The 13,099-nt window shown below is 72.5% G+C and carries 12 protein-coding genes, 1 pseudogene and 1 riboswitch; of the genes and pseudogenes, 6 read left to right on the top strand and 7 right to left on the bottom strand.

From position 1 onward, the window contains the following. Nucleotides 1-71: 71 nt before the first annotated feature. From ACFW6A_RS01700 to ACFW6A_RS01680, 5 genes are all read left to right on the top strand, one after another. Nucleotides 72-881 carry a c-type cytochrome gene (locus tag ACFW6A_RS01700; protein ID WP_043222969.1) on the top strand — a complete coding sequence of 270 codons (810 nt, stop codon included), beginning with the start codon at nucleotides 72-74 and terminating at the stop codon, nucleotides 879-881. Next, nucleotides 878-1,930 (top strand): ubiquinol-cytochrome c reductase iron-sulfur subunit, encoded by a 1,053-nt coding sequence (locus ACFW6A_RS01695; RefSeq protein WP_043222971.1) that lies wholly within the window; start codon nucleotides 878-880, stop codon nucleotides 1,928-1,930. The genes ACFW6A_RS01700 and ACFW6A_RS01695 overlap by 4 nt, the downstream gene beginning before the upstream one ends. Continuing rightward, entirely contained in the window at nucleotides 1,927-3,552 is a 1,626-nt protein-coding gene (locus tag ACFW6A_RS01690) for a cytochrome bc complex cytochrome b subunit (protein ID WP_351840908.1), read from the top strand. Before ACFW6A_RS01695 ends, ACFW6A_RS01690 begins: the two co-directional genes overlap by 4 nt. Nucleotides 3,553-3,682: 130 nt before the next feature. After that, nucleotides 3,683-4,747: an anthranilate phosphoribosyltransferase gene (gene trpD, locus ACFW6A_RS01685; RefSeq protein ID WP_351840910.1), complete on the top strand. Its 1,065-nt coding sequence runs from the start codon at nucleotides 3,683-3,685 to the stop codon at nucleotides 4,745-4,747. 85 nt (nucleotides 4,748-4,832) lie between these two features. Further along, a riboswitch (SAM riboswitch) is annotated at nucleotides 4,833-4,948 on the top strand. Nucleotides 4,949-5,154: 206 nt separating this feature from the next. Further along, nucleotides 5,155-6,555: an aminotransferase class V-fold PLP-dependent enzyme gene (locus ACFW6A_RS01680; RefSeq protein ID WP_386638149.1), complete on the top strand. Its 1,401-nt coding sequence runs from the start codon at nucleotides 5,155-5,157 to the stop codon at nucleotides 6,553-6,555. Here ACFW6A_RS01680 and ACFW6A_RS01675 read toward each other — a convergent pair. From ACFW6A_RS01675 to ACFW6A_RS01645, 7 genes and pseudogenes are all read right to left on the bottom strand, one after another. Beyond that, a pseudogene (locus ACFW6A_RS01675) lies at nucleotides 6,516-7,759 on the bottom strand (glycerate kinase); the annotation flags it as partial. The gene ACFW6A_RS01680 and the pseudogene ACFW6A_RS01675 sit on opposite strands and share 40 nt — an antisense overlap. Further along, the gene (locus ACFW6A_RS01670; protein ID WP_386638146.1) at nucleotides 7,714-9,144 is read right to left on the bottom strand and encodes an SLC13 family permease; all 1,431 of its coding nucleotides are present in this window, start codon (nucleotides 9,142-9,144) and stop codon (nucleotides 7,714-7,716) included. The gene ACFW6A_RS01670 and the pseudogene ACFW6A_RS01675, both read right to left, overlap by 46 nt. Before the next feature lie 81 nt (nucleotides 9,145-9,225). After that, complete coding sequence (locus tag ACFW6A_RS01665; protein WP_351840918.1) at nucleotides 9,226-9,885, bottom strand: response regulator transcription factor; 660 nt, start codon at nucleotides 9,883-9,885, stop codon at nucleotides 9,226-9,228. Between the two features lie 2 nt (nucleotides 9,886-9,887). Next, nucleotides 9,888-11,240, bottom strand: coding sequence for an ATP-binding protein (locus tag ACFW6A_RS01660; RefSeq protein WP_351841192.1), 1,353 nt, complete (start codon nucleotides 11,238-11,240; stop codon nucleotides 9,888-9,890). A gap of 59 nt (nucleotides 11,241-11,299) precedes the next feature. Continuing rightward, nucleotides 11,300-11,578 carry a small hydrophilic protein gene (locus ACFW6A_RS01655; RefSeq protein ID WP_351840920.1) on the bottom strand — a complete coding sequence of 93 codons (279 nt, stop codon included), beginning with the start codon at nucleotides 11,576-11,578 and terminating at the stop codon, nucleotides 11,300-11,302. A 94-nt stretch (nucleotides 11,579-11,672) separates the two neighbouring features. Beyond that, nucleotides 11,673-11,954 carry an Lrp/AsnC family transcriptional regulator gene (locus tag ACFW6A_RS01650; RefSeq protein WP_030758121.1) on the bottom strand — a complete coding sequence of 94 codons (282 nt, stop codon included), beginning with the start codon at nucleotides 11,952-11,954 and terminating at the stop codon, nucleotides 11,673-11,675. Continuing rightward, a complete protein-coding gene (locus tag ACFW6A_RS01645) occupies nucleotides 11,951-12,685 on the bottom strand; it encodes a rhomboid family intramembrane serine protease (RefSeq protein ID WP_351840923.1) in 735 nt (244 codons plus the stop codon). The genes ACFW6A_RS01650 and ACFW6A_RS01645 overlap by 4 nt, the downstream gene beginning before the upstream one ends. 160 nt (nucleotides 12,686-12,845) lie before the next feature. Here ACFW6A_RS01645 and ACFW6A_RS01640 point away from each other — a divergent pair, with 160 nt between their 5' ends. After that, the gene (locus ACFW6A_RS01640; protein WP_351840925.1) at nucleotides 12,846-13,088 is read left to right on the top strand and encodes a hypothetical protein; all 243 of its coding nucleotides are present in this window, start codon (nucleotides 12,846-12,848) and stop codon (nucleotides 13,086-13,088) included. Nucleotides 13,089-13,099: the final 11 nt, after the last annotated feature.

The following is a 13,099-nucleotide window of genomic DNA, read 5'->3' as shown; positions in this document are numbered from 1 at the left end:
GTCACCGCCCGTCGCGGCGGACCGACATCCAGCAAGCATCGACGCAGAAGATCCTGACACCGGGGTAATCCGTGAAAAAGCTCTCCGCACGACGACGCCATCCGCTGGCGGCGGTCGTCGTCCTACTTCTCGCGCTGGCGGCCACGGGGGGGCTGTACGCCGCGTTCGCGCCCGCGGGCACGGCGAAGGCCGATGAAACCGCCCAGTCCCTCGCCATCGAGGAGGGCAAGAAGCTCTACTCCGTCGGCTGCGCCAGCTGCCACGGAACCGGCGGTCAGGGCACCTCTGACGGCCCGTCCCTCGTCGGCGTGGGCTCCGCATCCGTGGACTTCCAGGTCGGCACCGGCCGCATGCCCGCGCAGCAGCCGGGCGCCCAGGTCCCGAAGAAGAAGGTCATCTACACGCAGGCTGAGATCGATCAGCTCGCGGCGTACGTCGCCTCCCTCGGTGCCGGCCCCGTCACGCCGAAGGAAGGCCAGTACAGCCCTGAGGGCGCCGACATCGCGAAGGGTGGCGAGCTGTTCCGCACGAACTGCGCGCAGTGCCACAACTTCACCGGCGAGGGCGGCGCGCTGACGCACGGCAAGTACGCCCCGAGCCTCGAGGGCGTCAGCCCGAAGCACCTCTACGAGGCCATGCAGACCGGCCCGCAGAACATGCCTTCCTTCCCGGACACCACCATGCCGGAGAAGGAGAAGAAGGACATCATCGCGTACGTCCAGGCCGTCAACGGCGACGAGACCGCCAGCCCGGGCGGCCTCTCGCTCGGTGGCCTCGGCCCCGTCTCCGAGGGCCTGTTCGCCTGGATCTTCGGTCTGGGTGCGCTGATCGCAGTTGCCATCTGGGTCGCGGCCCACACCGCTAAGGCCAAGAAGTCATGAGTACCCAAGAGATTCCAGAAGAGAACCTGCCGGCAGGGCAGGACACCGCGCACGGCGCGGTGAAGGTCGCGGACAACCCGTTCGCCGACCCGGGCCTTCCGCCCCACAAGCCGCGTGTCCAGGACATCGACGAGAAGGCCGCCCGGCGCTCCGAGCGCGCGGTCGCCTTCATGTTCGTGCTGTCGATGCTGGCCACCATCGGCTTCATCGCCTCGTACGTGATCTTCCCGGTCGACAAGATCGTGTACATCTGGCCCTTCGGCCACGTGTCCGCGCTCAACTTCGCGCTCGGGTGGACGCTCGGCCTCGCCCTCTTCTTCATCGGCGCGGGTGCGGTCCACTGGGCCCGCACCCTGATGTCCGACGTCGAGATCGCGGACGAGCGTCACCCGATGGCGGCGTCGCCCGAGGTCAAGGCGAAGGTCATGGCGGACTTCGCGGCCGGTGCCGCCGAGTCCGGCTTCGGCCGCCGCAAGCTCATCCGCAACACGCTCTTCGGCGCGCTGGCCCTGGTGCCGCTCTCCGGAGTCATGCTGCTGCGTGACATGGGACCGCTGCCCGAGCGCAAGCTCCGGACCACCCTGTGGGCCAAGGGCAAGCTGCTCATCAACATGAACACGCACGAGCCGCTGCGTCCCGAGGACGTCGCCGTCGGTTCGCTGACCTTCGCGATGCCCGAGGGCCTCTCGGAGCACGACCACAACTTCCAGACCGAGATCGCCAAGGCCGCCCTGATGATCGTCCGGATCCAGCCGGAGGACATCAAGGACAAGCGCGAGCTCGAGTGGTCGCACGAGGGCATCGTCGCCTTCTCGAAGATCTGCACCCACGTCGGCTGCCCGATCTCCCTGTACGAGCAGCAGACGCACCACGTGCTCTGCCCGTGCCACCAGTCCACCTTCGACCTGTCCGACGGCGCCCGAGTCATCTTCGGCCCGGCCGGTCACGCCCTCCCGCAGCTGCGGATCGGCGTGAACGACAAGGGCTTCCTCGAAGCGCACGGCGACTTCGACGAGCCCGTCGGTCCCGCATTCTGGGAGCGCGGATGAGCACTGTGACCAACACGCAGAAGAAGGCGCCCGCCGGTGAGCGGGTCGCCGACTGGGCCGACGGACGCCTGGGGATCTACACGCTGGCCAAGGCCAACATGCGGAAGATCTTCCCGGACCACTGGTCCTTCATGCTGGGCGAGATCTGCCTCTACAGCTTCCTCATCATCATCCTGACGGGCGTCTACCTGACGATGTTCTTCCACCCGTCGATGAACGAGGTGGAGTACGCCGGCTCGTACGTCCCGCTCCAGGGACAGCTGATGTCCGAGGCGTTCAACTCGACCATGCACATCTCCTTCGAGGTGCGCGGTGGTCTGCTGATCCGGCAGATCCACCACTGGGCGGCGCTGATCTTCCTCGCCGGCATGTTCGTGCACATGATGCGCGTCTTCTTCACCGGCGCGTTCCGCAAGCCGCGTGAGATCAACTGGCTGTTCGGCTTCCTGCTGTTCTTCCTGGGCATGTTCACCGGCTTCACCGGCTACTCGCTCCCGGACGACCTGCTCTCCGGCACCGGTGTCCGCTTCATGCAGGGCGCGATCCTGTCGGTGCCGATCGTCGGCACCTACCTGTCGATGTTCCTCTTCGGCGGCGAGTTCCCCGGCGGCGACTTCGTCGCCCGGTTCTACTCGGCGCACGTGCTGCTGCTCCCCGGCATCATGCTGGGCCTGGTGGTCGCTCACCTGATCCTGGTGTTCGTCCACAAGCACACGCACTTCGAGGGCCCCGGCCGGACGAACAAGAACGTCGTCGGCATGCCGCTGCTCCCCGTGTACATGGCGAAGGCCGGAGGCTTCTTCTTCCTGGTCTTCGGCGTCATCGCGGTGGTCGCCGCGGTCGCCTCGATCAACCCGATCTGGGCGCTCGGCCCGTACCGCCCGGACCAGGTGTCCACCGGCGCCCAGCCCGACTGGTACATGGGCTTCGCCGAGGGTCTGATCCGCGTCATGCCGGGCTGGGAGATCAACCTGTGGGGCCACACGCTGGTCCTCGGCGTGATGATCCCGCTGGCGATCTTCCCGGCGGTCCTCGCCGCCATCGCGGTCTACCCGTTCATCGAGTCCTGGATCACGGGCGACAAGCGCGAGCACCACATCGCGCAGCGCCCGCGCAACGCTCCGACGCGCACCGCCTTCGGCGTCGCCTGGATCACCGCGTACATGATCATGCTCGTCGGTGGTGGAAACGACCTCTGGGCGACCCACTTCCACCTGTCGATCAACTCGATCACCTGGTTCGTGCGGATCTTCTTCTTCGTCGGCCCGGTCATCGCGTTCATCGTCACCAAGCGGATCTGCCTCGGCCTCCAGCGCCGGGACAAGGACAAGGTGCTGCACGGGCGCGAGTCCGGCATCATCAAGCGCCTGCCGCACGGTGAGTTCGTCGAGGTCCACGAGCCGCTCAGCCAGGGCGAGCTGTACAAGCTCACCGCGCACGAGCAGTACGAGCCCGCCGCGCTCCCGCCGGCCGTCGACGAGAACGGCGTCCAGCGGAAGATCGGCGCGATGGAGAAGCTCCGGGTCAAGCTCAACAAGGGCTACTACGGCGACGACAACCAGGTCGCCAAGCCCACCCTGGAGGAGTACAAGGAGATCCAGAGCGGCCACGGCCACCACTGACTCCCTCCCGACCTCCTGACGTAGGTCGCCACGGCGAGAGCCCCGTCCATTCGATGGACGGGGCTCTTTGCCGTTCCCGGGGATCGATAGGCTGGACCCCGTATCCGACGCACGATCATCAGGAGCTGCCATGAGCGCTGTGACCCCCGCTGGAGGACCTACCACGGCGGGCCGCTCCTGGCCCGTCCTCCTGAACGGCCTCCTGGAGGGGAAGGACCTCTCCGCCGACGACACCGCGTGGGCGATGGACCTGATCATGAGCGGCGAGGCGACCGACGCCCAGATCGCCGGCTTCATGGTGGCGCTCCGGGCCAAGGGCGAGACCGTCGAGGAGATCAGCGGGCTCGTCCGCACCATGTACGCGCACGCCAACACCATCGAGGTGCCGGGACCGGCCGTCGACATCGTCGGCACCGGGGGCGACGGCGCCAAGACCGTCAACATCTCCACGATGGCCTCGATCGTCGTCGCCGGCACCGGCACGAGGGTCGTCAAGCACGGCAACCGGGCCGCCTCCTCCGCCTCCGGCTCCTCCGACGTCCTGGAGAAGCTCGGCGTCAACCTCGACCTCACCCCCGCCCGGGTGGCCGCGGTCGCCGAGGAGGCGGGCATCACCATCTGCTTCGCGGTGAGGTTCCACCCCTCGCTGCGGCACGTCGCCGCCGCCCGCGGCCAGCTCGGCATCCGCACCACCTTCAACGTGCTCGGCCCGCTCACCAACCCGGCCCGGGTGAAGGCGCAGGCCGTCGGCGTCGCCGACCCGCGGATGGCGCCGATCGTCGCCGGGGTCTTCGCCGAGCGCGGCAACTCCGCCCTGGTCTTCCGCGGCGACGACGGCCTGGACGAGCTGACCATCACCGGCACCTCCCGGGTGTGGGTGGTCCGCGACGGCGCCGTCCGCGAGGAGGTCTTCGACCCCAAGGACGTCGGCGTCGACTACGCGCCGCTGGAGGCGCTGCGCGGCGCCGACGCCTCCTTCAACGCGGACGTCGCCCGCCGGCTCCTGGCCGGCGAGACCGGGCCGGTGCGCGACGCGGTGCTGCTCAACGCGGCGGCGGCGCTCACCGCCCTGGAGCCCGGCGAGGGCACCCTGGCGGAGCAGCTGCGGGCCGGGATGGCGCGGGCCGCCGAGTCGATCGACTCCGGGGCCGCCCGCGCGTCCCTGGACCGCTGGGTCGCCGCCACCCACGCCTGAGACCCGCCGCGCGGACCGCGCGACCCCGTCCCGGAATGCGGACGGGGTTGCGCGGAACGCGAGCGGTGGCATACGTTCGGCTACAGGTCATGAGTGACAGCCCCAAGCCCCGGCTGGCTGTCCGGCAACCCTCCGTCCGTGGCGGGGTGCCCCGGGTGAAGACCAGGCCGTGGACAGCAAGGTCCATGGCAAGCGCGGACCCCTTGCGCCATCCCTGGGGTCCTGGTCCTTGAGGGAGCGGTCTCGTGAGCAAGCGAATGCGTTAGGGCCTCCGGCCCCCTTCTCCTCCCCTCCGTACGGCCCCGTTCTCGCCGTGCGTCGAGGCAACACCCGTACGCGGCACGCCGTTTCGCGCTGCCCTGCGGGCCCTTCACGCCCTTTCGCCTGTCCCGCCGGGAGATACCGCCATGTCCGCACGCCCGAACGCCGCCGCCTCCTCCGCCCTCGCCGCCGCCGAGTCCGCCGACGCCTGCTGCGCCGAGCCGCTGCCGGTCCTCGGCCGTGACGTCACCGTCCCGCTCGTCACCGGCGGCGAGGTCACCTACGCGGCCCTCGACTACGCCGCCAGCGCCCCCGCCCTCCAGCGCGTCTGGGACGACGTCGCCGCCTACGCCCCGTACTACGGCAGCGTCCACCGCGGCGCCGGCTACCTCTCCCAGCTCTCCACCGACCTCTTCGAGCAGAGCCGCGCCACCGTCGCCGAGTTCCTCGACTGCCGCGAGGGCGACCAGGTCGTCTTCACCCGCTCCACCACCGACTCGCTCAACCTGCTGGCCCAGGTCGTGCCCGCCGACTGCCAGGTCTTCGTCTTCGAGACCGAGCACCACGCCTCGCTGCTGCCGTGGCGCGACGCCCAGGTCACCTACCTCAACGCCCCGCGCACCCCGGCCCAGGCCGTCGAGACCCTGGAGCGCGCCCTCGCCGACCGCGACCCCCACGGTCCCGCCCTCGTCTGCGTCACCGGCGCCTCCAACGTGACCGGCGAGCTGTGGCCGGTGCGCGAACTGGCCGCCGCCGCCCACGCGCACGGCGCCCGGATCGTCCTCGACGCCGCCCAGCTCGCCCCCCACCACCCGGTCTCCGTCAAGGAACTCGACGTGGACTGGGTCGCCTTCTCCGGGCACAAGCTGTACGCGCCCTTCGGCTCCGGCGTCCTCGCCGGCCGCGCCGACTGGCTCCAGACCGCCGAGCCCTACCTGGCCGGCGGAGGCGCCTCCCGTACCGTGGCACGCCGCGCCGACGGCGGCGTGGACGTCGAGTGGCACACCACCGCCGCCCGCCACGAGGCCGGCTCCCCGAACGTCATCGGCGTCTACTCCATCGCCTCCGCCTGCAAGGCGCTGACCGAGGCCGGCTTCGACGCCCTCGTCGCCCGCGAGCGGCACCTCATCGACACCGTCCGCGCCGGGCTCGCCGAGGTGCCCCAGGTCCGCGTCCTCTCCCTCTTCGGCGACGACGCCCCGCGCGTCGGCGTCATCTCCTTCGTCGTCGACGGCTGGAACAGCTCCCACTTCGCCGCGGTCCTCTCCGCCGAGTACGGCATCGGCGTCCGCGACGGCCTCTTCTGCGCCCACCCGCTCGTCCGCACCCTGCTCGGCTCCGACGCCCAGGACCCGGGCGAGTGCGGCGCCCCCGAGCCGGCCGCCCCCGGCGAGCGCTCCCTCAACGCCATCCGCGTCAGCTTCGGCGCCGGCACCCCGGACGAGCACGTCGAGCGCTTCGTCCGCGCCGTGAAGGAGCTCGTCCGCGACGGCGCCCAGTGGAAGTACCGCACCGAGGACGGCCGCTGCGTCCCCGACCGCGGCTGACCGACGGGCCTCAGGCCACGAGCCGGGTCCCCAACAGGACCATCCGCAGGGCCCGTTCGGCCGCGTCCGCGAGGAACTCGGCGCCCCGGTCGAGCGCCTCGGGCAGCGCCACCGGCGCGGGCAGGATCGAGCCGTACGCGTCGACCCCCACCGCCCGCACCTCGTGGGCGCCCCGGCCGAGCGTGCCGGCCAGGGCCAGCACCGGCACCCCGTGGGTCTTGGCCCGGCGCGCCACCTCCGCCGGGACCTTGCCCCGCACGGTCTGGCCGTCCAGGGCGCCCTCCGCGGTGATCACCAGATCGGCGCGGGCCAGCCGGGCGTCCAGGTCCACGTGGCCGAGCAGCACCTCGAAGCGGGGGAGCAGCCGGGCCCCGAGCGCGGCCAGGCCCGCGCCGAGCCCGCCCGAGGCCCCGGACCCGGGGGCCGTACCGAGCGCCGCGGGCGCGCCCAGGTCCCGTACGAGGAGCGCGGCCCAGCGGTCCAGGGCGGCCGCCAGCTCCTCGACCCGCTCCGGGCCCGCGCCCTTCTGCGGACCGAAGACCCGGGCCACGCCCCGCTCGCCGCAGAGCACGTTGTACGGATTGCAGGCCACCAGCAGCTCGGCCGCCGCGAGCCGCGGATCGAGGCCCGTCGGATCGATCCGCTCCAGCCGCGTCAACGCGGCACCCCCCAGGGGGAGTTCGACTCCCTCGGCGTCCAGGAGCCGGGCGCCGAGGGCCTGGAGCGCACCCGCTCCGCCGTCCGAGGTGCCGGAGTCGCCGCAGCCGACCAGGATGCGGCGGGCCCCGGCGTCGAGGGCGGCCCGGATCAGTTCGCCCACCCCGTACGTGGTGGTGGCGCCCGGGTCGCGCCGGTCGGCCGGCACCAGGGAGAGGCCCGCGACGGCCGCCATCTCGACCACCGCGGAGGAGTGGTCGAGCAGCGCGAAGTGGGTCTCGACCGGGTCGCCGAGGGGGCCGGCCGCGATCCGGGGCAGCAGCCTGCCCCCGGTCGCGGCGGCCAGCGCCCGGGCGGTGCCCTCTCCTCCGTCGACCAGCGGGATCAGGTCGACGACCGCGTCCGGGCGGACCCGGCGCAGCCCCTCGGCGATGGCCTCGGCGGCCTCGGGCGCGGACAGCGACTCCTTGAAACCGCTGGGGGCGACGGCGATGTGCAGGCTCACGGCCGGGACTCCTGAAGGACGGGCACGCCGAGCAGCGGCCAGACGGCGAGGGCGAAGAGCAGCACCAGGGCGGCGCTGAGCGGGGCGAGCACGACGGAGAGCCGCAGCAGGTCGCCCGGGGTGAAGGTGGGGACGCCGTCCGGCGGTTCGGCGAAGAGGGCGACCGGTTTCGCGGAGGCCGGCAGCGTCTGGCAGAACCCGGCGGCGGCCGTGGAGGCGAGGGCGGCGGCCACCGGGTTGATCCCGGCGCCGGCCGCCGCGGCCACCACCAGCGGCACCAGCACCGAGGAGCGGGCGGAGCGGGACTGGAGCACCAGGTGGGCGGCGGTGCTCACGGCGACGACCACGGCGAGGAAGGCCCACGGGGGCATCCCGCCCGGCACTCCGCCGACCAGCCATCCGGCGGCGCCGGAGTCGACCAGGGCCACGCCCATCGCGGTGGTCGCCGCCATGAAGAGCAGCATCGGCCAGGGCACCGACCGCAGCCCGTCCTTCATCCGGACCGTGCCGAGCGCGGGGGAGGAGGCCACCACCGCGCCGATCAGCGCGACCACGGCCGGCGAGACCCCGTGCAGCGGCTCCGCGCACCACAGCGTCACCACCGTGCAGAGCAGCAGCAGGCAGCGCTGCTCGGGCGGGGAGAGCGGGCCCGACACCGGGGTGGCGGAGTGCTCCTGGACCTCGGCGGCGGTGATCCGGACGGGCCCCCGCCGGTCCTCGCGGCGGGTGGTGGTGAGCAGCACCGCCTCCGCGGCGAGGTGGGAGGAGACCACCGCGAGCGGCAGGCCGAGGACCAGCCAGCGGGTGAAGCCGAGGGACTCGCCGGTCTGTTCCAGGAGCACCCCGACGGTGATGAGGTGGGCGCCCGCGCCGATCAGGGTGGCGACCGCCGACAGCAGGATGACGGTGGGGAAGAGCAGGGCCAGCATCACGACCAGCCGGCGGCGCCCGGCGAGCACGTGGGCGAGGGCGAGGAAGACCGGCAGGGCGAGCGCGGCCCGGCCGGAGGTGGCCGGGACGGCGAAGGCGGTGACGACCAGCGCGGCGGTGGTCAGGTGGACCAGCTGGCGCACGGTCCGGGCGCCGGTGACGAGGAAGGCGGCCGCGCGACCGGCCAGCCCGGTCCTGGTCACCGCGGCGGCGAGGACGAAGGCGCAGATCAGCAGCCAGATGGTGGCGTCGCCGAGGGTGGCGAAGAGGACGTCGGAGCTGATCACCCCGGTGACGGTGAGGGCGAGTCCGGCGCCGAGCGCGACGGAGGTGTCGTCGACCGGGGCGGCGATCCAGGCGCAGGTCGCGAGGGCGAAGACGGCCAGGGTCAGCCGCGCCTCGCCGCCGAGGCCGGGGGTGGTGCCGGGGACGGCGAGCACCGCGCAGGCGCCGAGCGCCAGGCAGAGCCAGACCGTCTGTCGGAGGGAGAGGTTCACGGGAACCAGCCTCCGGGCGGCCGGTGAGCCGGCGATGAGCCCTCCATGAAGGAAGGTTCACGCGGCGCCCGGCCGCGCGGGTCACGGCAGCCGGTACCCCATGCCCCGCACCGTCTCCAGCCGCTCCGCGCCCAGCTTCTTCCGCAGCGCCCGGACGTAGACGTCCACGATGTTGGAGCCGGGGTCGAAGTCGTACCCCCACACGTGGGAGAGGATCTGCTCCCGGGAGAGCACCTGCCCCGGGTGGCGCAGGAACAGTTCCAGGAGCACGAACTCACGGGCGGTCAGGTCCACCGTCCGCTCCCCGGAGCGGGCCCGCCGGGTGCGCAGGTCCAGGCCGAGGTCGCCGCTGCGCAGCACGGTCACCTCGGGGGCGCGGGCGGCGGTGCGCAGCCGCAGCCGGATCCGGGCGAGCAGCTCCTCGAAGCGGAAGGGCTTGGTCATCCAGTCGTCGGCGCCGCCCTCCAGGCCGGCCACGGTGTCCCGTACCGAGTCGCGGGCCGTCAGGACCAGGACGGGGAGGGTCGCCCGGGCCTCGCGCAGCTCCCTGAGGACGGTGAAGCCGTCCCGGCCGGGCAGGCCGATGTCCAGGACGACCAGGTCGAAGGCGCCGGTGAGGGCCAGGGCGAGGGCGGTGTCGCCGTCGGCGGCCACGGAGGTGGTGAAGCCGTTGGCGCGGAGCCCCTTCTCGACGAAGGAGGCGATGCGCTCCTCGTCCTCGGCGATCAGGATGCGGTTCATGCTCACTCCTCGAAGACAAGTGCGAAGGTGGCCCCGCCGCCCGGGGTCGGACGGAGCTCGACCGAGCCGCCCCGGTGCCCCTCGGCGATGGCCCGGACGATGGCGAGCCCCAGCCCGGCTCCGCTGGTGCGGGCGCCGCGCCGGGCGGTGCCCCGCCGGAAGCGCTCGAAGATCACCGCCGCGTCCTGCTCCTGGACCCCGGGGCCCCGGTCGGCGACGTACAGCTCGATCCGGCCGGCTGCGGCCCGCGAGCCGATCGCGATCCGCGCGCCGGGCACGGTGTGCTGGACCGCGTTCTGCGCGAGCTGCACCATCGCCTGGGTGATCCGCTGGGCGTCCAGCGACGCCTCCCGGTCGGCCACCCCGTCCAGCACCCAGTCCCGCTCGCCGAGCGCCCGGGCCTTCACGAAGACGTCGGCGGTCAGCTCCGCGAGCTGGACGTCCTCCGTGCGGACGAAGTCCGGCCGCTCGGCCTTGGCGAGCAGCAGCAGGTCCTCCACGATCCGGCTCATCCGGTCCAGCTCGTCGGTGACGATCCGGACGGTCTCGGCGCGCTCGGCCGGGTCGTCGCCCATCAGCTCCAGGTGGCCGCGGACGATGGTGATGGGGGTCCGCAGCTCGTGCCCGGCGTCGTCCACGAACTGCCGCTGGCCCGCGAAGGCGCGTTCGAGCCGGTCCAGCATCGCGTTGAAGGTCGCGGCGAGCGCGGCGATGTCGTCCTTGCCCTGCACGGGGATCCGCTGGGTGAGGTCCCGCTCGGTGAGTTCGGCGGCGGTCGTCCGCACCACCCGCACGGGGGCGAGGATGCGGCCCGCGACGACCCAGCCGATGCCGGTGGTCAGCAGCAGCGCCACCCCGGATATGGCGAGCAGGATGCGGAACGCCTCGTCCGCGATGGCCTGTTGCCGGTCGGCGTGAAAGGCGACGACGAAGGCCGAGGGCGGGCCGCCGGTCTCGATCGGCACCTTCGCCCAGCGCACCTCGCCCCGCGCCCGGTCGATCCGGCCCGAGGCCTCCGGCGCGGCGGCGACGGCGTCGAGCGCGGGCCGGTCGCGGTGGAGCGGGAGGGCGCTCGGCGTGTCCCGGGACTGCCGGACCACCCGCGGTCCGGGCCCGCCGGTGCCGACCAGGCCGAGCAGCTCCTCGTCCGGGTCGGAGTACTGGCGCTGGAGGAAGACCCGGAGCAGCGTCTCCGGGTCGGTGAAGCGGCGGCCGGTCGCCGGGTCGACGCCCTGGGCCACGAAGGTGGCGAACTCCCCGGTCTCCTGGGCGAGCAGCTGGTTGATGCGGTGGTCGGCGTCCCGCAGCAGCAGGGTGCGGGTCACCACGGCGACGGCGGCCAGCGCGACCGTCATGACGAGCAGCAGCCAGAGCAGGATGCGGACGCGGGCGGAGAGGCGGTGTTCGGTGCGCTTCACTCGTGGTCGTCATCGTCGTCGTCGCCCGTGGCCGAGGGCCCGGGCACGACGGAGTCGGTGGGCGTCGTCGAGGGTGCCGTCGCGGTCGGGGCCGGTACGGACCACGTCGGCGTCGGTGCCGGCGGGGCGGGCGGGGGCGGTGTGGTGGAGAGGCGCACGGCGGGCGGGACGCGCGGCGCCTCCGGCTCGTCGGTCAGCGCGTAGCTGGTCGCGGCGATGCCGAGCGGGACGGCGACGACGGCGACGAGGCCGGCCATGCGGTGGGTGAAGGACATGGCGCCAGGGTGGGGCGCGAAGGCGCGTCCCCGGATGAAGCCCGGATGAGGATTCCTTCATCCGGGCTTCCGCGGGGCGGCACGGGGGCCGGGGTCAGGACTCCAGGCCGATGGCGAAGGCCGCTTCCAGGTCGTGCTGCGAGTACGTGCGGAAGGCGACGTGCGTGTCGGTGCCCTCGACGCCCGGGATCTTGCTGATCCGGCCGGGGATGACCTCGGCCAGGTCGTCGTGGCGCGGCACCCGGACCATCGCGATGAGGTCGTACGTGCCGGTCACCGAGAAGACCTCGCTGACGTTGTCGAGCGCGGCGATCGACTCCGCGATCTCGGGGATGCGGTCCACGCTGGTCTTGATGAGGACGATCGCGGTGATCACGGCTGGCTGTCTCCCTCGGTCGCCGCTGCTGGGGATTTCACTCTATCCCCACCCCGGAAGCGCGCCCACGCGTAGAGGAAGCCGACGGAGAAGCCCACGACGTGGGCCAGGTAGGCGACCCCGGGCCCCGCGCCGGCGGCCCGCGCGGCCAGCCACTGGAGCGTGAACCAGAAGACGAGCACCGCCCAGGCCGGGAAGCGCAGCGGCAGGAAGAAGAGGAAGGGGAAGAGGCTCGTCACCCGGGAGCGGGGGAAGAGGAAGAGGAAGGCCCCGAGCACCGCCGAGATCGCCCCGGAGGCCCCGACCAGGGTCTGCTCGCTGTCGGCGTGCGCCAGCGCGTAGCCGAGCAGGGCGAGGTAGCCGGTGCCCAGGTAGAAGAGGGCGAACTCGGCGTGCCCCATCCGCTCCTCCGCCATCGCCCCGAAGACCCAGAGGAAGAGCATGTTGCCGAGCAGGTGGAGCCATCCGCCGTGCACGAAGAGGGCGGTGAAGGGGGTGAGCAGGGCGCCCGGATCGCCCCGCGTCAGCTCGGCTGGCACCACTCCCCACCGCTGGAAGTACGCGCTCTGCGCCGCGAGCACCTCGTCCCCTGTGCCGTACGACGGGTTCATTCCGGAGACGGGGCTGACAATGAAGAGGAGGCAGCAGGCGGCGATCAGTCCGTAGGTCACCGCGGGTCCGGTGCGGACGCTCCGGTAGGCGCCCCGGGCCGTGCCTCGCCAGTCGATCATGGACAGATCATGGCCCAAGAGGGACGAAGTGGACAGAGTGCCTCGCCGGGCCGGGCGCCCGCCGGTGAGGCCGTAGGGTTACGGGATCGAGCACCGCAGTCCGACGGCGCACCGCGGCTCCCGTACCTGGTACCACCACGACAGGAAGAAGGACGGCACCATGACGACCGTTCCCCAGCCGACCGCCGAGACCCGCTGGCGCTGCACCCTGTGCGGCAACCTGACCCGCTTCGACGTGACGCGCTCGTCCAAGGTCGTGGAGTACGTCCATCTGGACCTGGCGGGGGAGCCCAAGGTCGAGGAGCGCGAGGTGCTCAGTGAGACCATCGAGTCGGTCCGCTGCCGCTGGTGCAACGCGGTGGACCAGATCGAACTGGTGGACAAGCCGGGCGTCGAGTCCTGACGGACGGCGCC

Source organism: Streptomyces sp. NPDC058758 (genome assembly GCF_042746075.1).
In the GTDB taxonomy this organism is placed as follows: Bacteria; Actinomycetota; Actinomycetes; order Streptomycetales; family Streptomycetaceae; genus Streptomyces.
This window is presented reverse-complemented; position numbering and strand designations above follow the sequence as displayed.